This is a genomic window from Pseudomonas sp. 7-41 (assembly GCF_021233075.1).
In the GTDB taxonomy this organism is placed as follows: domain Bacteria; phylum Pseudomonadota; class Gammaproteobacteria; order Pseudomonadales; family Pseudomonadaceae; genus Aquipseudomonas; species Aquipseudomonas veronii.
Genome location: NZ_CP089551.1, coordinates 3,176,288 through 3,200,936, shown reverse-complemented (window position 1 = coordinate 3,200,936; position 24,649 = coordinate 3,176,288). Strand labels below are relative to the sequence as shown.

The window sequence follows — 24,649 nt, the reverse complement described above, 5'->3', positions numbered from 1 at the left end:
ACCTCACTGCCCTTCGAACCACTGGATAACGTCTTCGAAGCGCTCCAGTGAGTCGGCCAGGTCTTCGGGGGCGGCGCAGATCACTTCCGGCAGGTCGGTGATTTCGATGGTGTCGAGGATTTGCGCATCCTGTGAGTTGAAGTACGTGATGCGCCAGCAGTTCTGGATCCGGGTCGCGCTGATCAGGCAATTGCCATAGCCACGGGCCAAGGCGCGCACCGGGCCGGCGGGCAAGTAGGCGTCGAGGAAGGCGATGTCCTGTTCGGACAACGGCAGCAAGGTCAGGTTGATGACATGCACCTGATCGCCGGGTTGCCAGTGTTGGCTGCGGTCTTGTACCTCGGTCAGGATCGCCGGGGCGTTCATGACGCCGAGCGGCAACGTTGACGACAAGTCGAAATCCGCCGGTCGGGCCGCCGCGCGGGCATTGCCGCGCAGTTGCGAAGGCGCGGCGCCCACTTCGACGTGATCGTAGCCCTGGCCGTAGATGCGCCATACGCCGGCGAAGATCGATTCCTGGATACGCAACGACGGCTGCGCGGCAATGATCGCGCTGACCTCGCCTTCGCCCAGCAATTGGTCGAGCAGCTTGCGGTCGCCTGTTTCCAGGCCACTGAGGTCGACGCTTTGCGTGATCAGGCCGTTATTGCAGTCGCGCAGGCATTGCAGCAACGCTTGCAACGCGTGCCGCGCACCGGGCAGCGCCGCAAGCTCTTCAGGTTCGGGCAGCACCGGAATGCTATGGGTATACATGCCCTGAGGCATGCTGATGTATTCGAGCACGTCCTCATCGTCGGGTTGCGAGCCGGGGCCGATATCCACCACGGGGATGTAGTTCAGCGGATCGAACTCCACGGCGTGGCTTTGTGCATCGCGGTGATTGGCATCGTGGTTCATTGGCAACCTCCGGGGGCGCTGACCGGGGCACCGGCAAGCAATGGAATGCGCGCGTTGCTTTGGCTCACGGCAGCTTCCGCCAGGCGCAGGTATTCGTCCCAGTCGAGCATGCCGCTGAAGGTGGTGACGTAACCCGCATCGCGCAGCCACACCAGCGACGGCCAGCGGCGCACGGCAAAGCGCGCGGCGATGGCTTCTTCATCGGCGCGACCGACCACGCCCAGGCGCAGGCTCAATTGGTGGCGGCGCGCGATTTCCACGCGCAGTTCCGGCAACACCACGGCCACGTCCAGGCATTCGGGATGGCGTACCGGGTCACCGCACAGCAGCAACAGGCAGTCGCCCCCTTCGGCAAGCCAGGCATCGAGGTTGTCGGCGTCGATCCAGGTCGCGTCGAATTGCTCCACCAGCCGGCTGATCAAGGCCGGGATGGCGGGTGTCACGGGAATGGGCGCCATGAAAACAGCGGAGTCGCTCATGTGGGGTCCTTGACTGACGGTTGAGGTGGGGTAAGCGCGGCAGGCGCAAGGGGTGGCGACGCGTGGCCCAACAAGGCCGCCAGTTGCTCGGCGTTCATGGCCGAGGGCAGGCTGAAACCCGGCACGCTGTCGGGCTGCGGGGCCGTGCCGAACAGGGCCGCTTCGAGCAGGCGCAGGGTGGAGTCGATTTCGCTGGCACGTTGGGCGTCGAGGCGTTCACGGGCGGCGTCGAGAAAGATCAACAGCCAGTCGCCGACCGCACACGGGCCGACCAGTGACAGGTCGATACGGCGCTCTTCGCCGTGGCGGTCGCGGCAGCGGGCGAAGCCCAACTCGGCCTCGATCACTTGCATGGGCAATCCGATGCACATATCAGGCGCGCCTGGCGAGGATGCGTTCGTCGCCGATCCGGCAGGCTTGCTGTTCGGACGGGCGTTCGTTTTCGTAGCGTTGCAGTTCGAGGTGCGGCAGGGTCACCGCCTCTTCACCCGCGAGTGGCGAAGCGCGTTTGTGCGGTGCCGCGCCCCAACCCTCGAGCACGCGCAGCGCCTCATCCAGCGCGCCTTCCATGGCGGCCCTGACGCTGGGGCGCAGGCTGCCGCCGTAGTCCATCATGTTTTCCGGCTGGCAACCGATCAGCAGCACGCGTGTCGGGTAATGGCCGGTCAGTTGCGCGAGCATCAGCACCTCCTGAAAGCCGGTCTGGTGCAGGCTGAGCTTTTTGATGCCGAGGAATTTGGGGACATCGTCGTCGGCGATGAACTTCAGTTCGCCAGGCGCGAGGTTGTAATCCACGGCGTCGAAAATCAGCAGGTAATCGGCTTGCTGGACATGCTGGATCAAATACAGGCCTTGCGTGCCGCCATCGATCAGCGCCACGTTGTCGGCGAACTCATAACGCTGTTGCAAGGCTTCGACGCAACGAACGCCGAAGCCTTCGTCGGCCCACAGGAGATTGCCGATGCCCAGCACAGTGATCTGCGGCAGTGTCGGTTGGAGAGGACTCATGGCGGTTTCTACCATTCTGGTCATTTTTTAAAGGTCTTGTAGCCGGAAATCATTGCCCCGACCAAGCTCAGGCGCCCGTTGATTTCTTCGCGCACGGCGGCATAGATGTGGAACATGACGAATAGCACAATCACCCACATGCCCAAGTGATGCAGGACATGCACATTGTTGGATTGCCCCAGCAGCGGCAGTACCCAACCGAAGGTGCGTTCCTGCCAGGAGCCCATTTGCGCGCCTTCGCCATACAGCGCGAAGCCGGTCAGGATCATGAACAGCGAGGACAGCAAGAAGATGAAAAACATCGCGAAACGCGACAGCGGGTTGTGGCCGAACATCGGTTTTGGCGTCGGCCCGATGAACAGGTAGTAGCGCACCCAAGCGAGCATGTCGGTCCAGTAGACCTTGCTGGTCAGCGGCACCGAGAACAGTTCGCGGGCGTGGTGATTGCCCACCAGCGCCCAATAGGCGCGCCCGATCATGGCGATGGTGAAAATGTACGCCGCGCTGAAATGCGCAAAGCGGATGTAGCCCATCACGAAATGCTCGCTGGCTTCGCCCGGTTGGGTCGCCAGCGGCGAACCGATCAGGTAGCCGGTGATGGCCAGCACCACAATGCAGGCGGCATTGATCCAGTGCCACAGGCGCACGGGGGCCTCGTACACGTATTCCGACGCGTCGAGGGGGCTTTGAGTAGGTTGGGTCATAGCGTCACCTTTGGATGGGCAGGCGCCGTGGCGCCTGCCGAATGCAGCGTTGAACAATCGATCAACTGACCTTGACTGTGCTCAGCTCCGCGCCATCCTCGCTCATCACGTGGGTGGCGCAGGCCATGCAAGGGTCGAAGGAATGCAGCGTGCGCAGGATTTCCACGGGCTGATCGGGGACGGCCACCGGCGTGTTCATCAGCGCGGCCTCGAAAGCACCGATCTGACCCTTGGCGTCACGCGGGCTGCCGTTCCAGGTGCTGGGCACGACGCACTGGTAGTTCTCGATCTTGCCGTTCTTGATCCGGATCCAGTGGCCGAGTGCGCCGCGTGGCGCGGCAACGATGCCGACCCCTTTGGCTTCGGCAGGCCAGGTGGACGGGTCCCATTTTTCGACGTTGGCGGTGGCACGGTCGCCGTTGCGGATATTGGTCATCAACTCGTTCCAGTCGTCGACCATCATTTCTGCGCAGTACTCGGCTTCCAGGGCGCGGGTCAGCGTTCGGCCGATCGTGCTGGGCAACAGTTGCTTGGCACTGAGGTTGGTTTCCGCCAGGCCCAGGGCTTTTGGCAAGTCGAGGTTGACGGCTCGCAGCGAACCTTCCAGTTGTTCCTTGACCCGCTGGCAATGCGGGTTGCCTTTGAGGGCATGGGCATAGCCCAGGATGTAACGCGCCAACGGCCCGACTTCCATGGCGTGGCCGCGCCAGCGCGGCGATTTGACCCACGAATATTTGGCGCTTTCGTCGACTTCTTCGATGTTGGTGCGGGTGCCCTTGGTCTTGGCGCCCAGCTCGTAGTTCGGCTCGGTGATGCCGTCCCACGGGTGCAGGCCCTTGTCGTTGTCCGGGTAGTTGTACCAGGAGTGGGTCACGAACTCTTGCACTTGCTCGGGATCACGCGCGTCGACAGGCAGGATTTCGTCCCAGTTGCCGTTGAGGATCGCCCCGCCCGGCAATTGGTTGGTGCTGTCGTCGTAATTGACCTTGGCGTAGGTGCCGTAATCCATCACGTTGGTCGCCGACAAACCGCCGCCGTGCAGCCAGCCTTTTTGCTTGTAGATAGTGCCAATGGCCAGCACGTCCGGCACATACACGTTGCGGCAGAAGGTCAGCGCTTCGTCGATGCGCGCCCGCACGAAGTTCAGGCGTTCCATATTCAACGGCGCACCGGCGGCCAGGTCGCCATCGATATTGATCGCGCAGGGCACGCCGCCGACCAGGTAGTTGGGGTGCGGGTTCTTGCCACCGAAGATGGTATGGATCTTCACCCACTCTTTCTGCAGGTCGAGGGCTTCAAGGTAATGGGTCACGGCCATCAGGTTGGCTTCAGGCGGCAGTTGGTAAGCCGGGTTGCCCCAATAGCCATTCATGAACGGCCCGAGCTGACCGCTTTCGACGAACTTCTTCAGACGGTTTTGCACGTCGCGGAAATAACCCGGCGAAGACAACGGGTGAGCCGGCGAAACGGTCTGCTGCAATTCCGAGGTGCGCTTGGGGTCAGCCTTGAGCGCAGACACCACGTCCACCCAGTCCAGTGCGTGCAGGTGATAGAAATGCACGGCGTGGTCATGGACTTGCAGGGTCTTGGCCATCATCTCGCGAATCAAGTGCGCGTTCGGCGGGATGCGAATGCCCAGCGCGTCCTCTACCGAGCGCACCGAGGCCAGCGCGTGGCAACCGGTGCAGACGCCGCAGATGCGCTCCACGAATGCCCAGGCGTCACGTGGGTCGCGGCCCTTGAGGATGACTTCGAGGCCGCGCCACATGGTGCCGGTGGAAACGGCGTTGCGGATAACGTTGTTGGCATCGAGGTTGACCTCGACGCGCATGTGGCCTTCGATACGGGTCACAGGGTCGACAACGATACGTCGGCCTGTGTTGTTGAGGTCGAAACCCTGAGTCGAATAGGTGCTCATTGGTGCTTATTCCTGTCTTGTCGCTGGGGCGTCGGGCGAGGTAGTGGGCGCTTTGCCGTTGCTGGCGCGTTTGAGGGCGGTGACGGCGGCGTGGGCCGTGATCGCTGCGCCGACGGTGACGCCGGCAACCAGGCCGATTTCGTCCGCGTTCGCTTCAACGCCAAACTGGTTGATGCCGCTCAAGTGCTGATAGAACGAGCCCTTGTCCCAGAACCCTTCCTCCGAACAACCGATGCAGCCGTGGCCGGACTGAATCGGGAAGCTGGTGCCGCCATTCCAACGCACGGTCGAGCAGGCGTTGTAGGTAGTCGGGCCTTTGCAGCCGACTTTGTAAAGGCAGTAGCCCTTGCGCGCCGCGTCGTCGTCCCAGGACTCGACGAACTGACCGGCGTCGAAGTTCGGACGGCGGTAGCACTTGTCGTGAATGCGCTGGCTGTAGAACATTTTCGGCCGGCCCTGACGGTCCAGCTCAGGAATGCGGTCGAAGGTCAGCATGTAGGTGATCACCCCGGTCATGACTTCGGCGATCGGCGGGCAGCCCGGCACTTTGATGATCGGTTTGTCGGTGATGACCTTGTGAATCGGCACCGCCTGGGTCGGGTTCGGCTTGGCGGCCTGTACGCAGCCCCAACTGGCGCAGGAGCCCCAGGAAATGATCGCCTTGGCATCGCGTGAAACGCGCTTCAACTGCTCGACGAAGGGCTTGCCGCCAATGATGCAACTCATACCGTCCTGGTTCAGTGGCGGGTTGCCCTCGACGGCCAGGATGTAGTTGCCCTTGTACTTGGTCATGACCTCGTCAAGGATCGCCTCGGCCTGATGCCCGGCGGCGGCCATCAAGGTGTCGTCGTAATCCAGGGAGATCATCGACAGCACCACGTCCTTGGCCAGCGGATGCGCGGAGCGGATGAATGACTCCGAGCAACAGGTGCATTCCAGGCCGTGCAGCCAGAGGACTGGCGTGCGTGGCTTGTTCTCCATGGCCCAGGCGATTTTGGGCATGAATGCCGGGCCCAGCCCCAGCGACGTTGCGGTCAAGGAACAAAATTTGAGAAAGCTGCGGCGCGAGATGCCTTGTCTGCGCATCACCTCGTAAAACGTTTCCATTACTTTATTTCTCCTCCCCGAGAAGGTGCTTCAACGGGGGCTGCACTCGGTGTGTTGGAAATCTGTGCCCGACCAGGTGAGTCAGGCGCCATGCCGTCGGCTACAAAGGCCATCAGTTCTATGGGGTGTTGAGGCTGCAGCCTGGGCATGATTGCGACGGCTGCTGGAAACATGCGGGTAACCCATGACGTTCAGTTATCTGGTAAGTACAAGACCTGTGCCATTTCGCCGCGGCGTAGATAAATTGCTTACTAATTAATTTATCTATCTGTTTTTAAAGGACTTTTACTTTTTTACCGAGCGCATTGAGACACCTTGTAACAAACCCGAACTGGAATGTTTGTTTCCACTATTTATGCAGCCTGGAAACCATGTGTCCGGCTTGGCAAGTGGCTGGCGAGAGAACCTCGCCAGGCGCTGAAAGGAAGAGAAGGCTCAGGCGGGCGTCGCGTCCAGGCGGTCGTAGCCCTTGAAGCGGTAGAACAACACGGAAACGGCCCAGGTCAGGATGAATATCCCGACGATCAGGTAGCCGATCATGCCGAAGTTGTCGGTCAGCGCAGTGATGAAATCCCACACACCGCCGTGCAGATCCCAGCGCGCCGCGATCAGCCCGAGCACTTCCACCCCGCCCACCAGCAATGCCACCAACACCGACATGGACGTGATGGTCAGGTTGTAATAGAGCTTGCGTGCCGGGTTGACCAGTGCCCAGTGGTAAGCACCGGTCATCATCACGCTGTCGGCGGTGTCGACCAGCGCCATGCCGGCCGTGAAGAGCGCCGGGAACACCAGAATCGACCAGATCGGCAGGCTCTGCGAGGCTTGCACCGCAGCGATCCCCAGCAGGCCGATTTCCGTGGCGGTATCAAAACCCAGGCCGAACAGCAGGCCCAGCGGATACAGGTGCCAGGGACGGCTGATCAGGCGGAACAGCGGGCGCAACAGTCGGGCGATGGGGCCACCGCCGGTGAGTATCGCGTTCATTTCTTGCTCGCCGATCCGTTCGCCGCGCCGCACGCGGCCAAACGCCTGGTACACCGAGCGCAGGATGAGCAGGTTGATCAACGCCACCAGCAACAGGAAGGCGGCAGACACCGAGGTGCCAATCAGCCCGCCGAGGCCGTGAAAGGCTTCGATTTCGCTTTTGAACGCCGTGGCCGTCAGTGCGATGCCGAGCGAAGCCAGGATTACCACGGTGCTGTGCCCGAGCGAGAAAAACAGGCCGACACTCGCGGTTTGTCGGCCTTCCTGGATCAGCTTGCGGGTGGCGTTGTCGATGGCGGCGATGTGATCGGCATCCACGGCATGGCGCAGGCCGAAGCTGTAGGCCAGAAAGGCGGTGCCGAGCAACAGCGGATAGTCATGGAAGGCCGTGAAAGCCCAGGCCCAGGCCAGCAGGTTGGCAGCGACCAGGCCGGCAAAAATGGCCAGGACGCGATGTTTGAACGTCAAAGGCGCACGAGTCGGTGAAACAGGATGCAAGGGCATGCGAACTCCAGAAAGATGGGTTCAAGTATGAAGAAACGAAAAAACCTCATACAAACCCTGTGCCAGTTTGCGTGCCGAGTACCATTCAGGCGTGGTCGGGCGCTCGCAGAACATGGCGGCTGGACAGTGACTGTCCAGCCGAGCCGATAACTGGACAATGAGCTTCCAGCGCCGCTGCCGGATTATCGGCTCAGGCGGGCCCGGCTTCGGGCAGCGTCACGGTGAACTGCGCACCGCCCTCGGGGTGATTGGCGGCCACCATCCGACCGCCACAGCGTTCGATGATGCCGTAGCTGATCGACAGGCCCAGGCCCGTGCCTTTGCCCACGGACTTGGTGCTGAAGAACGGGTCGAATACCTGGCTCAGGTGTTTCTCTGCGATGCCCGCACCGTTGTCGCGTAAACGCAGGGTGACCCAGCCCGGCTCCTGGGTCACCTCGATCCAGACTGTCGGCAAGGCCTGGTTGGCCGCTTGCGCGGCATCGTAGGCGTTCTGCATCAGGTTCATCAGCACTTGCAGCAGTTGCCCGGCATTGCCGCGCACCGGCGGTGTGTCAACGGCCTGCCAATGCACCTGCAGATCGGGCGCGACGCCACGGCAGACCCAGTGGATGGCGCGCTCGATGACGTCATTGAGATCGACCTCGCCCAGTGCTTCACGATCCACCGCCGAGAAGCGCTTCAGGGCGCTGACGATGTCGGCGGTGCGTTGCGCGCCTTCCATGCTGCCCTCGATCAACGACGGCAAATCGCTCAGCAGCGGATCGATGCGTAGCTGTTGGCGCAAGGCTTGAAGACTGGCGTGCGACTCGCCGCCGTGGACCGCTTGCAGGTACTGCTGCAGGCGTTTGCCATAGCTGTCGAGCACATGCGCGTTGGCCAGCACGAAGCTGATGGGGTTGTTCAGTTCGTGGGCGACACCAGCCACCAGGCGCCCCAGCGAGGCCATTTTTTCCGCGTGCAACAGTTGCTGTTGAGTGCGCTTGAGCGCCTCGTGGGCCTCGTGCAGTTGGCGATACGCGTGCTGGAGTTCGCCCAGCGGTCGCCCCACCAGCACGTGCCCGATAAAGCGTCCATTGCCCGTGCTACGCACGGTGCAACTGACGTCCACGGGCACCGGCGCGCCGTTGACATCCTTGAAGTTGACCTCCAGCGAGGCGCTGGCGTTGGGATGGCGCAGGCTGGCGAGGGTCTGGCGCAACTGGGTTTCACTGTGGGGGTCAGCCAACAAGACATAGGCCGGGCTGCCGGACAATGACTGTTCATCACGGCCGACCAGCGTGCGCAGCGCGCTGTTGCTCTCCTCGATGCGCCCTTGCGGGTCGCAGGCCAGCAACACGTCGGACATCGACGACAGCAACCCGGCGATGAACTGCTGCGACTGCTCCAGTTCGACGTTCTTCTCTTCCAGGGCGATTTCGTCTTGCACCAGCTTGGAATAGACCTCGTCCATCCTCGCGATGACTTCGATCCAGGCGTCTTCGTCGAGGCTGCCGGGTGGCGGTTTACGGGCCATGGTCGTCAGCTTTTAGGGTGCAGATGCAGGTGACTGTGGGCCTGCTCGTGGCTCGCGCCCTGCTCCACCGGGATCAGGTTCAGCGAGCCATGACGCACACCGCGTTCGGCGCACACGCGATGGGCAAAATCGCGCACTTCATCGGACGAGCCCTTGAGCATCAGGCTTTCCAGGCAGTTGTCGTGATCCAGATGCACATGCTGGCTGGCAATGGTCAGGTGATGATGCGCGTGCTGCAGGTCCATCACCCGTTCGGTGAGGGTGCGCGAATGGTGATCGTAAACGAAGCTCAGGTTGGCCACGCAATGCGGCGCCTGGCCTTGCTCCAGGCGCGCCTGTTCGATATGCCGCCGCAAAATGTCGCGCATGGCCTCGGAACGGTTGTGGTAACCCTGGTCGCGAATCAGCGCGTCCAGTTCCTCAGCGAGGCCACGGTCCAGGGAAATGGTCAGGCGTTCCATGGGATTTCCTTTTCAATGCACCGTGCAAACCATGCACGGGTCAAAAGAACGAACGATATGTTGCACCGCTACCGGGCTTTTTTCGCCGGGTAGCACGGGAGCACCCTGCAAGGCTTGTTCCAATGCCCCGGGCTGGCCCTGGGCATCGCGTGGCGAGAAGTTCCAGGTGGTCGGGGCGATGATCTGGTAGCGGGAGATTTTTCCGTGCTCCACCTCCAGCCAATGCCCCAGTGCGCCACGTGCCGCTTCGGTCAGGCCGACCGCGCGGCCTTTGTCGGGTAATGCCGCGGCGCGGTAATACGGCTCGCCGGGGCGCAGGGCGATCAACCAGCTTTCCATCAGCGGCACCACCTGCGCCAACTCCAGCAAACGCGCGAGCAGGCGGGTATAAACCGTTGCCGAACAGCGTGCCACGGCATCGCGCAGCAGCGCTTGGCCGGCAATCAACTGGCGTGCAATGGCGCCGGTTTCCAGCACCGCGCCGGCCAGGCGCGGGGCTTTGTTCCAGGTATACGCGTCGGTTTTTTCCATCAACGGCTGGGTTTGCCCGTCGGCCGGGTGGCGCGGGCCGCCAGCGTCGTCGAGCCAGGCATGCGCGCTGTCTTCGCGGATATCGTCCAGGTCCAGCGCTTGTGCACACTGGGTGACGCCATTCCACAGGCCGCGCGGGAACACCATCGAGCCATCGGCTCGCGGATACGCCCCGTAGGAAAGATACAGCCCCGGCCCCGGCCCCAGATGCTCAAGCCCGGTGTCCAGGGCGATTTGCAGAAATTGGCGAAAATCGCCCTGCCCCAGCGCTTCGGCGTGCCATGCCCAGAGCTCGCTTTCGCTGCTCAAACCATTGATACGCTCCAGCGGCGCGGCGAACAGCTCGCTTTCCAGAAACTGCCGGAACTCGCGAACGCGGGTCAGCAGGCGCAGGCGCTCGGCGGCATCGATGGCGCGGGTCGAGCCACCCGGCTGGATCGAGCCGGTGTGCGGCCACTTGCCGCCCAGTGTGCCGATCAAATCCAGCCAGCGTTTGCGCGCAGAAATGGCCAGGCGCTGCTGGCTGCCCTGAAGCGGGGTAAAGCGCGCCACCGCGTCTGGATACCAAGGGCGCTCGGCGTACACCGGGCGCACGAAATCCGGCATGAAAAACAGGTAGAAATGGCTCAAGTGATCGGCGAGGTTTTCGGTGGCGGCCATCAGGTTGATTGCCAGCAGGCCGTTGTCCGGCGGCTGTACACCGGCCAGCCCGGCCAGGGCGCGGGCGGCGGCGATCGATTGCGACACCGAGCAGATTCCGCAGATGCGTGGCGCGTAGGTCAGCGCATCGAGCGGTGCGTGTTGCAGCAGGATTTGCTCGAAGCCACGGTACATGGTGGCGTTGACCCGTGCCGAACGCACATGACCATCTTCCACGTCCAGTTGTACTTCCAGATCGCCTTCAACCCGATTGAATGGGCCGACCACCAAACGTGACATGCAAACTCCTAACGGCGGGGGGTGCGTACCGACGGCGCGATCAGCGGGTGATCGGACGTCGCATTCTGTTTGACGCGCTTGGGGGTGGCTGACTTGGACAGCGCCGACAGGGCGACGAACCAGGCCTTGGGCATGTCGATGGGCAAACCGATGGGAATGCCCGCCAGCTTCGGCGTGCGCTGAAACGCGTGCCCCGGTTCTTCGAAGCCCGGGGCGGTGCAGTTGATGCAGGCAAACCCGCCACGGGTACACGAGCCCTCGCCATTCCACAGGCGAGTATTGCAGTCGCCGTGGGCCTGGGTGCCTTTGCAGCCCAGGTTTTCCATCATGCAGCCCAGGTCCGAGGGCTTTTCCGCACTGGCTTTGTATTCGTAGAACTCATTGCGCGTGCAGCCCTGATGCACCAGTTGGTCAGCGTAGAAACGCGGACGCCCGATAACGTCCAGATCGGCCTCGGCGAACAGCCCGGCGGCCAGCGCCATCAAGGTGTCGGTCACCCAGCCGGGGTGCGTCGGGCAACCGGCCACGTTGATCACCGGCAAGCCGCGCAACGACCGATAATCGGCACCCAGCAGGCCGCCGCGATGCTCACCGTCAAATTGCAGGCCGCAGGCGTCGGTCGGGTTGCTGCCCGCAGCGGTGATGCCTCCGTAGGCAGCACAAGTGCCGATGCCCAAGGTGTATTCGGCCACCGCCGCGAGTTTGCGCACCCAGTCGATCATCGGCGCATCGGTGCCCGCCAGCATGTGAAAGCGCCCGGTGCCGTGCGGGCCGCGCAGCAATGAGCCTTCGATGCACAAGGCATCGAGCCGGGTACGACCTTGCAGGCAGTCCTCCAGGATATCCAGCACCTGATCACCGCTTTCAAGGGACAGCGATGGATGCCAGAGCAACTCAATCCCCGCACTGCGCCACATCGCGGAAAAATCCTGGGTATCGGCGCACAGCAAGGACATGTTGCAACCGCCGCAACCGCCCGATTGCAGCCACAGCACTCGGAATGGGGTGTTCATCGGGCTTCCTCCAGGCCAAGACGGCGCAATTTCTGGCGCAGGCCCACGCGCGACAAGCCCAGTTCACGGGCCGCATGGGTTTTGTTCCAGCGGTGACGCAGCAGCGATTCCTTGAGTATGGTCGCTTCGATAGCGTCCAGTTGTTCTTGCAACGTACCCGTGGGGGGCGACAGGCGTATGTCGTTGGTGTTGCGTCCCTGGCCCTGCATGACGCGCCAGGAAAACGAATGAGCACCGATTTGCGAGCCTTCCGACAACGCAGCGGCGCGGTAGATTTCGTTGCGCAACTCGCGAATATTACCGGGCCATGGGTAACCGATCAGGCTCGCCAGGGCGTCGTCGGCGAAGTGCAGGTTTGGCAGGTCCAGTTCCAGGCGGGCATCGTCGAGCAGCTTTTTGGCGATGGGCATCAGGTCGGCGGTGCGCTCGCGCAACGGCGGCAAGCCCAGGCTGACCGTGGACAGCCGGTAATAAAGGTCGCTGCGAAAACGTCCGGTGGCGACATCTTGCTCCAGATCGCGATGGGTCGCCGCGATCACCCGCACATCGACCCGTACCGTGCTTGAGGCGCCGACCGGGCGCAGTTCGCCCTCTTGCAAGACGCGCAACAACTTGACCTGAAAAGCCGGCGAGGTGTCGCCGATTTCATCGAGTAGCAAGGTACCGCCATTGGCACGCTGGAACAGCCCGATGTGATCCTGATGCGCGCCGGTGAAGGCGCCGCGCTTGTGCCCGAACAGCTCGGACTCCAGCAAGGTATCAGGCAGCGCCGCGCAGTTCTCCATGACAAAGGCATTACTCGCACGCGGGCTGGCGTAATGGATGGCGCGGGCCAGCAACTCTTTGCCCGTGCCCGATTCGCCCAGCAGCAGCACCGACAAATCATAGCGGGCGACCCGGGCGGCCAACTCACAGACCGCATCCAGCGGGCCGCCGGGGCTGCGCACGATGCGCGAGAAATCGAAGGTGTCGCGTACCCGCTCCAGGGTTTCGCGGCTGCGGCGACGCAGCGCTGGCGTACCGGCGCGCAGTTCCAGGTCCAGTCGCTGCATATGGTTTTGCAACGATTGGCTCTCGACCGCATTGCGCACGGTGTTGAGCAGGTTTTCAGGCAGCCAGGGCTTGAGCAGGTACTGATAGATACCGGCCTGATTGACGCCCGCGATGATGTCTTCCGAATCGGTGTAGCCCGACAGCACGATGCGGACCACCCCCGGCCAGCGCTCGCGCACTTCCTTGAGAAATTCGATACCGCTGACATGGGGCATGCGCTGGTCGCAGAGGATCACCGCGACCACATGCTGTTCCAGCAGTTCGCGTGCTTGCCCGGCCGACTCGGCCAGCAGCACCTGGAATTCCTGATCGAGTACCCGGCGTAACGATTCGCGCGAACGCAGCTCATCGTCCACTACCAGGATCATGGGCAAGTCGGATTGCGAGTCGAATGGGGAGGTCATGAGTCAGCGAAAGGCCGATTATTGAAGTTCATTGCAACATTATGTTGCTGCAAGTCATGGCGTCGATGGTAGCACGGTGCCAAAAGCAGACGAGGGTTTTCCTTCTGAGGAGGCCGCCCTGTTCAATTGTTTTCTGGTCTGCTTCGTCGTCCTCGCCAGCAAATTCCCAGGAGGCTATGGCGCCGGGCGCGGCGCAGCGACCAGCCGAAATTCATGCCCACAGCCGCCAGCAGGATGGCGCTGTACAGCAGGGTCGACATGAGATCACACCGATAATGGCAGGTAACTCCAGGCACCCTCCCCGGGTGCCTTAGAGCACGTGGTGCTGTGCAGTGGCGCAAATCCTAGCCCGATTCAGGACACCTTCGGCTGCCCATCAGACGCCGTCACGCCCCCATCCACCGGCAAGTTCACCCCATTGACGAAACTCGCATCCGGGCTGGCCAAAAACGCAATCGCTGCCGCCACTTCGCTGGGCAAGGCCTCGCGCTGCATCGGGATGCGCTCGTTGAATTTGTCACGAATAGACTGCTCCCAATCCCAGGTCATCGCCGTACGCGTCAGGCTTGGGCATACCGCGTTGGCACGCACACCCTGGGCGCCGTGATCCAGCGCCAGGGCCCGGGTGAAGTTGACTACCGCGCCCTTGCTCGCGCAGTAGAACGCCGCGCCCCAGTCGCCGCCCAACCCAGAAACAGAGGCGGTGCTGACAATATTGCCCTTGCTTTGAATCAGGTACGGCAACGCCAGCTTCGAGCAGAAAATCACCCCGTCGATGTTCACCGAGGCGATCTTGCGCCAGTCGGCTTCCGTGGTTTCAAGGGTGGTGCCGGGAATATGTACGCCGGCGTTATTGACCAGCACATCCAGCCGACCGAAACGCTCGATGGTTGCGTCGATCATCTGCTGTACCGAAGCCATGCTCGACACGTCGACCTTCACCGCCAGCACCTTGTCGACTGGTAGCTCGCTGGCCACCGCTTGGGCTTTTTCAAGGTTCCAGTCGGCCAACACCACATTCGCACCCTCATCGGCAAAACGCCTCGCGGTGGCTTCGCCGATGCCGGCTGCGGCGCCGGTGACCAATACGACTTTGTTCTGAAAACGTTGCATCGCTGCTTCCTTCTGCGGATGAACAATCGCGGTTCCAACACTCCGGAACCGCTGTCTTTTACTGATGCAGAGCCTTGCCACTGGCGGCCAACACCGCTTCGTGCATAGCTTCGCTCAATGTCGGGTGGGCGAAGATGACCTGGCTCAAGGCCTGGGCAGTCGCCTCCAGGCTATGGGCGATGCCAAAACCCTGGATCTGCTCGGTCACTTCCGGCCCAACCATATGTGCCCCCAGCAACTCGCCGCTGTCCGCATCGAAAATGGTCTTCACAAACCCCTTGGCCTCGCCCAACGCCAGGGCCTTGCCGTTGGCCTGATAGTCGAATCGGCCAATGTTCAGGTGCTTGCCGCTGGCCCTGGCCGCCGCTTCTGTCAGGCCCAGGCTGGCCACTTGCGGACGGGCGTAGGTGCACCCCGGAATAAAGGCTTTGTCCAGCGGGTGAACCCCGTCCACCCCGGCCAGTTTCTCGACACACAACACCCCTTCATGGCTGGCTTTGTGAGCCAGGCACGGCGCGCCAGCGACATCGCCGATGGCGTAGAGCCCGGCGACATTGGTGCGGCACCAGGGGTCTGTCTTGATAAACCCGCGCTCAATCTCCACCCCCAGCGCCTCCAACCCCAGGTCTTCAGTGTTGGCCTGAATCCCGGCGGCCAGCAGCACACGCTCCACCGCCAGCACCTCTTCGCGACCATCGGCCAGGCGCAAGGTGCAGCGCGCCTGATCGGCCTCACTGAATACTTCGGTCACAGTGGCCTGGGTCAGCACCCGGATACCGCGCTGTTCGAACTCGCGCTGCACCAGGCTGGCCACTTCCTGGTCTTCGACCGGCATGATCTGGCGCGCCACTTCCACCAGGGTCACGGCGCAGCCCAGGTCGTGGTAGAGGCTGGCAAACTCCACGCCAATGGCTCCCGAACCCACAATCAGCAAGGACGCCGGTACGGTCTGCGGCACCAGCGCCTCGAAGTAGCTCCAGATGCGTTGCCCGTCCGGCACTATCGCCGGCAGCGAGCGCGGCCGGGCGCCGGTGGCGAGGATGATGTGCTTGGCCCCAAGGGCCCGCTCACCCTCGCCCGAGGTGACACTGACACGCCCCTTGGCAGTCACGCGGGCACGGCCGTCAACCACCGTCACACCGTTTTTCTTGAGCAAATAGGCAATACCACCGGTGAGCGTTTTCGACACGTCCCGGCTGTGGGCCACCAGTTTCTGGATATCGAACTGAATGTTCTCGGCGCTGAAACCAAAGGCCTCCAGGTGCCGCAAGGTATGGGCCACCTCCGCGCCCTTGAGCATGGCCTTGGTGGGAATGCAGCCCCAGTTCAGGCAGATACCGCCCAAGTGCTGTTTTTCCACCAGGGCGGTATTGAGCCCCAGTTGCGCGGCACGAATCGCCGCCACATATCCGCCAGGGCCACCGCCGATAATCAGCACATCAAATTGATCGCTCATGGCAACTCCTAGACCAGCATCAGGGTGGGGTTTTCCACCAGGCGCTTGAGTTCCTTGAGGAAGGTCGCCCCCAACGCACCGTCGATAACCCGGTGGTCGCAAGACAACGACACGCTCATTTGCGTGCGTACCGCAGGTTGTCCTTCATGGGCCACCACGCGCTTTTCTCCGGCGCCGATGGCCAGGATTGCCCCTTGGGGTGGGTTGATAATCGCGTCGAACTGGCGCACACCGAGCATGCCCAGGTTGGAGATGCTGAAGGTGCCACCCTGGAACTCCTCGGATTTCAAGGTACCGGCCTTGGCCCTGGTCGCCAGGCTGAGCATTTCCCCGGAGACTTCGGCCAGGCTCTTGCGGTTGGCCTGGCGGATGATCGGCGTGATCAGGCCACCGGGCAGCGCCACGGCAATGGAAATGTCTGCATCGCGGTAACGCCGTACTTCCTGGCGCTCGTCGTCGTATTGCACATTGACGTCGGGCACCTTGACCAGCGCCTGGGCGCAAGCCTTGATCAGCAGATCGTTGACCGAGATTTTCACCCCCGGCACCGAGGCGTTGATCTCAGCGCGCAATGCAAGCAAGCGCTCCAGATCAAAATCCGCATGCAGGCGAAAGTGCGGCGCATCACGTTTGGAGGCTTGCAGGCGCGCGGCAATGGCCTTGCGCATGCCGTTCATGGGCAGGGTTTCAAACGCCTCGCGACTATCAACCGTCGGCGCAGCCTGGGCCTGTGGCACCGCATCGGCGCCCCGGGCTTGGAGCACATCGGCCTTGCACACCCGACCGCGAGTGCCTGTAACGCGGCAGTCGTGGAGGTTGATGCCCCACTGCTGCGCCAGACGCCGGGCCACCGGTGTGGCGAGAACCTGGCTGTCATCGAGGCGCGAAGGTGCGGCCTGATTGGCTTTTTGCGCAGCCGCTCGGCTGGCGACTTGCCCGCCCTCGGCGCGCACTGCGGCTTCAATATCCGCCACGCTGATGCGCCCTTCACGGCCCGAACCAGGCACCCGGCTCAGGTTGATATTGAGCTGCGCCGCCAGTTTCAATGCATGGGGCGTGGCGAACAACGCTTCGTCACTGGCGCCCAGCAACGCCTGTGGCACCTGCCAGGCACCCGGCGTCTTGACCGACGGTTGCGACGCAGCGGCCGGCGCGCTGGCGGCCAACTTGACCAGCGGTTGTGCCGTGGTTTCAGCGGGTACCGATTCAGAAACTGGCGCCGGCTCAGCGACGCCACGCTGCGCCAGATACGCATCGATCTCGGCATCGCTGACCGAAGCGTCGGCGACAATCCCCAGCACACCGCCCACGGGAATGGTTTGCCCCGGTTGCGCCACTTTGCGCCGCAACACACCGGCAAAAGGCGCCTGCATCACGTTGGAAATCTTGCTGGTTTCAATCTCGCAGACTTCCTGCTGCGCGGCGAAGCTGTCGCCTTCCTCGATCAGCCAGTCAGTCAGCGTGCCCTCTTCCATCGACAGTCCCCATTTGGGCACTTCGATTGCGCGGATATCACTCATGGTCAGCCCTCCATCACTTTGCGAACGGCGGCTTCGATGCGTTGTACGCTAGGGATCCACGCTTGCTCCAGCACCGGTGAGAACGGAACCGGGGTGTGCGGCGGCGTGACCATGATGATCGGCGCCTTGAGGTGGTAAAACGCCTGGGACACGATCAGCGCGGCAATGTCATGGGCAAAGCCGATGCGCGCGGCCGACTCGTCGACAATCACCACGCGCCCGGTAGAGGCCACGGATTCAAGAATGCCCTCTTCGTCCAACGGCGACACGGTGCGCGGGTCCACTACCTCCACAGAGATCCCTTCAGCCGCCAGTTTGTCCGCCACCTCATTGGCTTTGTGCACCATGGCTGCCAGGGCAATGATGGTGACGTCGGTGCCTTCACGGGTGTAGTTGGCGACGCCAAAAGGGATGGTGTAGGCGTGCTCGGGCACTTCGCCCTTGATGTCGTAGAGGATCTTGTGTTCACAGAACACCACCGGGTCGTCATCGCGGATCGCCTGGATCAGCAGGCCTTTGACGTCGTAAGGGCTGGACGGCACCACCACCTTGAGGCCCGGGGTGGTCGCGAAGATGTTGTAGGGCGACTGCGAGTGCTGGGCGGCCGCGGAGAACCCGGCGCCAATCATGCCGCGAATCACCAGCGGGGCCTTGGCCTTGCCGCCGAACATGTAACGGAACTTCGCCGCCTGGTTGTAGAGCATGTCGTGGCACACGCCGAAGAAATCCATGAACATCAACTCGGCCACCGGCCGCAGACCGGTCACCGCTGCGCCTGCGGCCATGCCGACGATCGCCGACTCGGTGATCGGTGTGTCGATCACCCGGGACGAGCCGAACTGGGTCCACAAGCCTTTGGTCACCCCCAGCACGCCACCGAAGGCTTCGCCCTTGCTGCCGACCTCGGCGGTACCGGCCTGGCCGCCGCAAACGTCTTCCCCGATCAACACGACGCGCGGATCGAGTTCCATCTCCTGGGCCAGGGCTTCTTTGACTGCTTCACGAAAAGTACGAATTGCCATATTCCAAATCCTCAGTAAGAGACGTAAACGTCGGTCAGCAGGTTGTCCACCGATGGGTAATCGGCGATGCGAGCCTTGGCCACCGCGTCATCGACCTGGGCCTGGACCTCGTCATCGATGGCTTGCAGTTCCTCTGCGGATATTTGCCCCTCGACTTGCTTACTGAAAATTTGCAGCGGGTCGTTGTCTCGGCGCAGGCGCTCCACTTCGCCGTCGGCGCGATACAGCATCGGGTCGCCTTCGAAATGCCCGTGCCAGCGGTGGGCAACAGCCTCGATGGCACTCGGGCCTTCACCATTGCGTGCCCGCTCCACCGCGACGGCTACGGCTTCGTAGACGGCAAAGAAGTCGGTACCGTCGACCTTCACCGCAGGCATGCCGAAGCTGGCGGCGCGGTTGGCGATATCCCGGCCACCGACCGCGTAATCGTGGCCGGTGGCCTCACCGAAACCGTTGTTCTCGAACACGAATACCGTTGGCAACTTGAGCACCACGGCCATGTTCATGGCTTCAAATACCAGGCCTTGGTTGGAGCCACCGTCGCCGGTGAACGACACCGCCACATTGCGCGTGCCCAGGGTTTTCGCCGTGAGTGCGGCGCCAATGGCCAGAGGCGGTGCGCCGCCGACGATGGCGTTGGCGCCCAGCATGCCCTTGCTCAGGTCGGCAATGTGCATGGAGCCGCCCTTACCCCGGCACAGGCCCGACTCCTTGCCAAAGATCTCCGCCATCATGCCGTGCAGGTCACAGCCCTTGGCGATGCAGTGGCCGTGACCACGGTGAGTCGAGCCGATATAGTCAGCGTCCGTCAGGTTCTCGCAGACGCCAACGGCGATTGCTTCCTCGCCGCTGTACAAGTGGATGAAGCCGGGGATATCCCCAGTGGTGTTTTCCTGGTGCAGCCGCTCCTCGAACACGCGAATCTCGCGCATCTTGCGATAGGCCTGAAGCAGTTTTGACTTGCTAAGCGACATGGGCTCGCCCTCATCTCTGGTTTTTTATAGGGGGGTCGATGACCTGAATCAGGCGACCGACGATGGCGTGGCGGTACGGTAAGAGGCTCTGGCCGATGCCATAACTACCCGGATGGGGGGGCGGTAATTGCCGCTTGAGGGGATTAACCTTGCAAAACGAGGGTCTACAAAAATAATGATCGATACTCGACCACACCAAGACGACCATCCATGGATCACCTGACATTGCCTGCCTACAGCCAGGGCGCGTTCAGCCTCCGTCATGGCTTGCCGCTGATCAGCACCAAGCTCGGCCCGCCCCGCGCGGCCGGCACCCTGCTGAGCCGCTCGCGCCTGCTGGAAAAACTCGACCTATTGCACGAACGCAGTCTGGCACTGGTGTGCGGCGCGGCCGGTTTCGGCAAGACCACCCTGCTCAGCCAATGGCGCCAGTGCCTGCTCGACCAGGGCCACAGCGTGGCGTGGTTGAGCCTGGACGAGCAGGACGATAGTCCCGAATACTTTCGTCGTTATCTGCTGGCCGCCCTGCGCAGCGCCGACCCGGCCTTGGCAGATTTGACCGGCGACCTGCAGCCGTCCGCACAAGGCTTTATGCGCGCCTTGATCAACCAACTCAACCTGCGCCAACAGCCGCTGTATTGGGTGCTAGACGATGTGCATCTGGTCCGCCATCAGTTGATAGAGCAAGACCTGCTCGAACTGGTGCTGCACGCCCCCGCTTGCCTGCACCTGTTGATTGGCAGCCGTAACGCCGCGCAATTGCCCTTGAGCCGCCTGCGCGCACGCAACCAACTGGTGGAAATCGACGCCAACGCGTTGCGCTTCAACCTCGACGAAGCAGCGGGCTATTTTTCCCGCACCACCGATCTCAAGCTGGACACCGCCGACCTGCAACGCCTGCTGAGCCTGACCGAAGGCTGGATCACCGGGATCCAGATGGCATCCTTGGCACCGCCCACCGGCAGTGACCCGGTGCGCCGCTGGGCACATCTGGAACGCGGATCGCGGGTGATCGGTGGTTATCTGCAAGACGTGGTGCTGGAGCCTCTGCCGCCCCGGGTGCAGAGCTTCCTGCTGCACACCTCGATCCTCAATCGCTTCACCGCGTCTTTGTGCAACGCCATTACCGGGCGCGAGGACGGCGAACAGATGCTAGGGTTCATCGAACAGCACAACCTGTTCATTTGCTCCCTCGATCCCCAGGGGCATTGGTTCCGCTACCACGCGCTGTTTGCCGAGACCCTTCACCAGCGCCTGTCCGCCAGCAACACCGATGTTGCCCAACTGCATCAACGCGCCAGCAACTGGCTGGCCGCCCATCAATACTGGGCTGAAGCCATCCGCCATGCCTTGGCCGCCGGACAACTGGCCAACAGCACCACCTGTGCCGACAAGGGTGCCCAGTCCCTCGCCGAAGAAGGCGATATCGACACCCTGGTGCGCTGGCTGCAAAACCTGCCGCTGAGCGCCTTGTCGCCCCTGGACGAGCAACGCATCGACCTGCAACTGAACCTGAGCTGGGCCCTGGCCCACCACTTTCGTTTCGACGAATCACGGCAGTTGCTGCTCGACCTGCACCCGTTGCTGGAACAGCCCGGCGTCAGCCCGCGCCTGCTGATCAAACGCCAGGTGATCTGCGCGATCAACGAGTCCTTCGCCGAACGCATCAGCCAGGGCCTGGAGCATGTGGAACCGCTACTGGCGCAGTTGCCCAGCGGGGATCGCTGGGTCGATGGCCTGGTGTGCAACATCCTCAGTTACGACTATCTGGTGCGCGGGCGTTATCAGGATGCGCAAGCCGTGCAAAGGCACATGCCATGCCCGGCGACGCCTTCGGAGAACCTGTTTGTCAGTGTCTACCGCGCTTTTATTCTGGGCCTGAGCCATGTCCGCCAGGCGGACCTGGAGAGCGGCGAGCACTATTACCGCCAGGCCCTGGTACACGCCGAGCAACTGACAGGGGCGCAATCGAGCGGCAGCGCCACCCTCACCGCGCTGCTCGCCGAACTGTGGTACGAACGCGGTGACTGGCAGGCCTTGCACCGCGAACTGCAGCCACGGCTGCGTCAGGTGGACGCGATTGCGCCGCTCGATGCCCTGTTCAGCGCCTACCGCGCCCTGGCCCGCAGTGCGTTACACGCAGGCGACTACAGCCAGGCGCATCGTTTGCTGGAGCACGCCCAACAACTGGCAACGCTACGGCGCTGGCCACGCCTGCAAGGGTTGCTGCTGGCCGAACAGATTCAGGCGCACCTTCACAGCAACGCCCCGTCCCAGGCCCGCCACTTGCTCCAGCAACTGGCCGACTTGAGCAGCCACCACCGGGCCGAGGCACCTTTGCACCAGGCCCTTGAGCGCAACCATCGAGTCAGCCATGCGTGTGTATTGGCCAATGACGGCAAACATGGCGAAGCCGCCCGCACCTGGGCACTGCAAGTGGATGAGGATGAGCGCGGCGGGCAAGTCCTCGATGGCTTGCGCGCACGTACGCACTGGGCGCTGAGCCTGTGGCTCGATGGCCAGGGCAAACAGGCGATGGAGGTGTTGCTGCCGGTGCTGGATACCGCACGCCGCCAACATATGAAACAGACATTACTCGACAGCGGCGCCGAGCTGACGGACCTGCTCAGCGCCCTCAAGGATCTCAAGGCACCGTTCAAAGACTACATACAACGCCTGCTGGACTCGACGCCCATCACCGAGCCTGACCTGGGCTGTGCCCTGAGCGAGCGCGAAAGCCAGACGCTGTCGCTGGTGGCTCAAGGGCAATCGAACAAGGAGATCGCCCGCAGCCTGGACATCTCCAGCGAGACCGTGAAATGGCATTTGAAGAATCTCTACGCCAAGCTCCAGGTCACCAGTCGCATCCAGGCCATGAGCCGGGCCCGGGAGCTTAGTCTGCTCGATTAGGCGCCGGGCGCTGGCCTAGAAGTTCGCCGGGGTATTCGCGCTGATGATTTCCGCCTCATCCTGCCCGATATTGCGGAACCTGTGGGGCAAGGTGGTGGGGAAGTAATAACCATCCCCCGGGTTCAATATGCTGACCTGGCCATCGACAGTGAGTTCGACGGTGCCACGGGTGACGAGGCCGCACTCCTCGCCTTCGACATGCACGATCGGCTCTTCGCCGGAACTGGCGCCGGGTGCGTACTGCTCGCGCAGAAAGCGCATCTGGCGGCTGGGGATCGGCGCGCCCACCAGCAGCAGGCGCAGGCCGTCGCGACCCAGGTCGGGCTGTTCGTTGGCGCGAAAGACGTATTGGTGTTCGCGTGGCGGCTGGTCGAAGGTGAAAAAGTCCGCCAGGGACATGGGGATGCTTTCCAGCAGCTTTTTCAGGGAACTGACAGAGGGACTGACGCGATTCTGTTCGATCAGGGAAATGGTGGCGTTGGTCACGCCGCTACGACGGGCCAGCTCGCGCTGGGAGAGTTTGTAGCTTTCGCGAACGAGTTTGAGTCGGGTGCCCGTGTCCATAGCTGCCTTATATAAGGGGTGAGTGTCGTGATGTTTATTGGTTGCGATAGCGCTGCAGGAGCTGGGGCGAGCGCGGGCAGGCAATGTTGCGAAATTCGCCGATTACCCGACCCGGAAACCTGAAAGGCGGCTATTAAATCACGTTTGCGGGTGGAGCTGTAGCGCTGCTGAATATGCCTGCATGCGCAAAAAAAGCAAGCCCGCGGCCGCGGCCGAAGGTGGCGTGGGCCGGGGGCTCGCGGCGCGTGTGTGGCTGACCGGTCAAATACCGAGTCGGTCGCGCAGGGCGTAGTAGGCGGCGCCCATGGCCGTCAGCGGGGCCTGGAAGGTGCGGCCGCCGAACATCGGCATGTGCGGCAGCGAGGCGAAGGCGTCGAAGCGTTCGGCGTCACCACGGATCACTTCGCTGATCAGCTTGCCCGCGAGGTGCGAACAGGTGACGCCGTGGCCGCTATACCCTTGCATGTAGTAGGCGTTCTTTTCGATACGGCCGAATTGCGGCATGCGCGACATGGTCAGCAGGAAGTTGCCGGTCCAGCGGTAGTCGATCTTGACGTTTTTCAACTGCGGGAAGGTCTTGAGGATCTTCGGCCGGATCAGTTGTTCGATGTCGTCCGGCTCGCGGGCGCCGTAGACCACGCCGCCGCCGTACAGCAGGCGGTTGTCAGCGGTCAGACGGTAATAGTCGAGCAGGTAGTTGCAGTCTTCGACGCAGTAATTGTGGGTAATCAGGCTGCGTGCCACTTCCTCCGACAGCGGCTCGGTGACCACGATCTGCGAGCCGCAGGGCATGCTTTTGCGCGTCACCCGTGGGTCGAGATTCTGCGGCAGGTAGGCATTGCCGGCGATCAGCAGGTACTTGGCGCGAACCACACCCTTGGCCGTGCGTACCACGTTGGGTTCGCCGTAGGTGATTTCCTCGGCCGCCGATTGTTCGAAGATCTTGCCGCCCAGGCCGATAATCGCGCTGGCTTCGCCCAGGGCCAGGTTCAGCGGATGGACGTGGCCGCCCTGCTTGTCCAGCAGGCCGCCGATGTAATTTTCACAACCCACTTCGCCTGCCATGTCCTTGGCGTCGAGCAGTTGCAGGTTGCGGTTGCCATAGCGCTCCCAACTGCTTTTCTGTTCGACCAGGCCTTTGAGCTGTTTTTTGTTCAACGCGGCGAAGATCCCGCCCGGGCGGTAGTCGCACTGGATGTCGTAGTGCTGGATGCGCTGGCGAATGATCTCGGCGCCTTCGAACATCATGCTGCCGAGGATTTCGGCGCTCTTTTCGCCGTAGCGCTGCTCGATGACATCCACGTCACGGCTGTAGGAATTGACCAGTTGCCCGCCGTTGCGCCCGCTGGCGCCAAAGCCGACCTTGGCCGCTTCGAGCACGGTGACGCTGTAGCCGGCTTCCGCCAGGAACAGCGCCGACGACAGGCCGGTGTAGCCGGCGCCGATGACACAGACATCACACTCGACCAACTCTTCAAGCACAGGGAAGTCGCCGGTGTGGTTGCGGGTCGCGGCGTAATAGCTGTTTACATGGGGTTGCATGGTTAGGACTCCCTGGCGACTGGCCGG

The 24,649-nt window shown here is 62.5% G+C and carries 22 protein-coding genes; 1 reads left to right on the top strand and 21 read right to left on the bottom strand.

All coding sequences use genetic code 11. From position 1 onward, the window contains the following. Positions 1-3: 3 nt before the first annotated feature. The 19 genes from LQ249_RS14380 to LQ249_RS14290 all read right to left on the bottom strand — a co-directional run bounded on the left by LQ249_RS14380 (position 4) and on the right by LQ249_RS14290 (position 19,606). On the bottom strand, positions 4-897 hold the full coding sequence (locus LQ249_RS14380) for a hydrogenase expression/formation protein (protein ID WP_052735784.1): 894 nt from the start codon (positions 895-897) through the stop codon (positions 4-6). Beyond that, the gene (locus tag LQ249_RS14375; RefSeq protein WP_046484079.1) at positions 894-1,376 is read right to left on the bottom strand and encodes a hydrogenase; all 483 of its coding nucleotides are present in this window, start codon (positions 1,374-1,376) and stop codon (positions 894-896) included. The genes LQ249_RS14380 and LQ249_RS14375 overlap by 4 nt, the downstream gene beginning before the upstream one ends. Then, on the bottom strand, positions 1,373-1,747 hold the full coding sequence (locus LQ249_RS14370; RefSeq protein ID WP_169864497.1) for a HypC/HybG/HupF family hydrogenase formation chaperone: 375 nt from the start codon (positions 1,745-1,747) through the stop codon (positions 1,373-1,375). Before LQ249_RS14370 ends, LQ249_RS14375 begins: the two co-directional genes overlap by 4 nt. Before the next feature lies 1 nt (position 1,748). Next, complete coding sequence (locus tag LQ249_RS14365; protein WP_046484246.1) at positions 1,749-2,384, bottom strand: HyaD/HybD family hydrogenase maturation endopeptidase; 636 nt, start codon at positions 2,382-2,384, stop codon at positions 1,749-1,751. A 20-nt stretch (positions 2,385-2,404) separates the two neighbouring features. Further along, entirely contained in the window at positions 2,405-3,088 is a 684-nt protein-coding gene (cybH, locus tag LQ249_RS14360; RefSeq protein ID WP_177032668.1) for a Ni/Fe-hydrogenase, b-type cytochrome subunit, read from the bottom strand. Between the two features lie 61 nt (positions 3,089-3,149). Then, the gene (locus LQ249_RS14355; RefSeq protein WP_017845591.1) at positions 3,150-5,006 is read right to left on the bottom strand and encodes a nickel-dependent hydrogenase large subunit; all 1,857 of its coding nucleotides are present in this window, start codon (positions 5,004-5,006) and stop codon (positions 3,150-3,152) included. Between the two features lie 6 nt (positions 5,007-5,012). Next, positions 5,013-6,113, bottom strand: coding sequence for a hydrogenase small subunit (locus LQ249_RS14350; RefSeq protein WP_017845590.1), 1,101 nt, complete (start codon positions 6,111-6,113; stop codon positions 5,013-5,015). 435 nt (positions 6,114-6,548) lie between these two features. Beyond that, positions 6,549-7,604, bottom strand: coding sequence for a HoxN/HupN/NixA family nickel/cobalt transporter (locus LQ249_RS14345; protein ID WP_057004039.1), 1,056 nt, complete (start codon positions 7,602-7,604; stop codon positions 6,549-6,551). 190 nt (positions 7,605-7,794) lie between these two features. Further along, a complete protein-coding gene (locus tag LQ249_RS14340; RefSeq protein ID WP_017845588.1) occupies positions 7,795-9,120 on the bottom strand; it encodes a PAS domain-containing sensor histidine kinase in 1,326 nt (441 codons plus the stop codon). A gap of 5 nt (positions 9,121-9,125) precedes the next feature. Then, a complete protein-coding gene (gene nikR / locus LQ249_RS14335; RefSeq protein ID WP_046383278.1) occupies positions 9,126-9,581 on the bottom strand; it encodes a nickel-responsive transcriptional regulator NikR in 456 nt (151 codons plus the stop codon). A gap of 12 nt (positions 9,582-9,593) precedes the next feature. Further along, positions 9,594-11,051 carry a nickel-dependent hydrogenase large subunit gene (locus tag LQ249_RS14330; RefSeq protein WP_128191485.1) on the bottom strand — a complete coding sequence of 486 codons (1,458 nt, stop codon included), beginning with the start codon at positions 11,049-11,051 and terminating at the stop codon, positions 9,594-9,596. Positions 11,052-11,059: 8 nt separating this feature from the next. Beyond that, on the bottom strand, positions 11,060-12,064 hold the full coding sequence (locus LQ249_RS14325) for a HupU protein (protein ID WP_046383276.1): 1,005 nt from the start codon (positions 12,062-12,064) through the stop codon (positions 11,060-11,062). Then, on the bottom strand, positions 12,061-13,521 hold the full coding sequence (locus LQ249_RS14320; protein ID WP_017845584.1) for a sigma-54-dependent transcriptional regulator: 1,461 nt from the start codon (positions 13,519-13,521) through the stop codon (positions 12,061-12,063). Before LQ249_RS14320 ends, LQ249_RS14325 begins: the two co-directional genes overlap by 4 nt. A 122-nt stretch (positions 13,522-13,643) precedes the next feature. Continuing rightward, positions 13,644-13,781 carry a hypothetical protein gene (locus LQ249_RS14315; protein ID WP_164886992.1) on the bottom strand — a complete coding sequence of 46 codons (138 nt, stop codon included), beginning with the start codon at positions 13,779-13,781 and terminating at the stop codon, positions 13,644-13,646. A gap of 94 nt (positions 13,782-13,875) precedes the next feature. Beyond that, positions 13,876-14,634, bottom strand: coding sequence for an SDR family NAD(P)-dependent oxidoreductase (locus tag LQ249_RS14310; protein WP_232566569.1), 759 nt, complete (start codon positions 14,632-14,634; stop codon positions 13,876-13,878). A gap of 58 nt (positions 14,635-14,692) precedes the next feature. After that, entirely contained in the window at positions 14,693-16,090 is a 1,398-nt protein-coding gene (gene lpdA / locus LQ249_RS14305; protein ID WP_128191487.1) for a dihydrolipoyl dehydrogenase, read from the bottom strand. 8 nt (positions 16,091-16,098) lie between these two features. Continuing rightward, the gene (locus LQ249_RS14300; protein ID WP_232566568.1) at positions 16,099-17,610 is read right to left on the bottom strand and encodes a 2-oxo acid dehydrogenase subunit E2; all 1,512 of its coding nucleotides are present in this window, start codon (positions 17,608-17,610) and stop codon (positions 16,099-16,101) included. Between the two features lie 2 nt (positions 17,611-17,612). Beyond that, a complete protein-coding gene (locus LQ249_RS14295) occupies positions 17,613-18,632 on the bottom strand; it encodes an alpha-ketoacid dehydrogenase subunit beta (RefSeq protein WP_046383272.1) in 1,020 nt (339 codons plus the stop codon). 11 nt (positions 18,633-18,643) lie between these two features. Then, positions 18,644-19,606 (bottom strand): thiamine pyrophosphate-dependent dehydrogenase E1 component subunit alpha, encoded by a 963-nt coding sequence (locus LQ249_RS14290; protein WP_046383271.1) that lies wholly within the window; start codon positions 19,604-19,606, stop codon positions 18,644-18,646. A gap of 210 nt (positions 19,607-19,816) precedes the next feature. On the opposite strand from LQ249_RS14290, the gene LQ249_RS14285 reads away from it, so the two are divergent. Then, the gene (locus LQ249_RS14285; protein ID WP_232566567.1) at positions 19,817-22,516 is read left to right on the top strand and encodes a LuxR C-terminal-related transcriptional regulator; all 2,700 of its coding nucleotides are present in this window, start codon (positions 19,817-19,819) and stop codon (positions 22,514-22,516) included. A 15-nt stretch (positions 22,517-22,531) separates the two neighbouring features. Here LQ249_RS14285 and LQ249_RS14280 read toward each other — a convergent pair whose 3' ends face one another. Both LQ249_RS14280 and LQ249_RS14275 read right to left on the bottom strand, forming a co-directional pair. Then, complete coding sequence (locus tag LQ249_RS14280) at positions 22,532-23,080, bottom strand: cupin domain-containing protein (RefSeq protein ID WP_010563061.1); 549 nt, start codon at positions 23,078-23,080, stop codon at positions 22,532-22,534. Positions 23,081-23,341: 261 nt separating this feature from the next. Further along, complete coding sequence (locus tag LQ249_RS14275) at positions 23,342-24,622, bottom strand: NAD(P)/FAD-dependent oxidoreductase (RefSeq protein WP_232566566.1); 1,281 nt, start codon at positions 24,620-24,622, stop codon at positions 23,342-23,344. Positions 24,623-24,649: the final 27 nt, after the last annotated feature.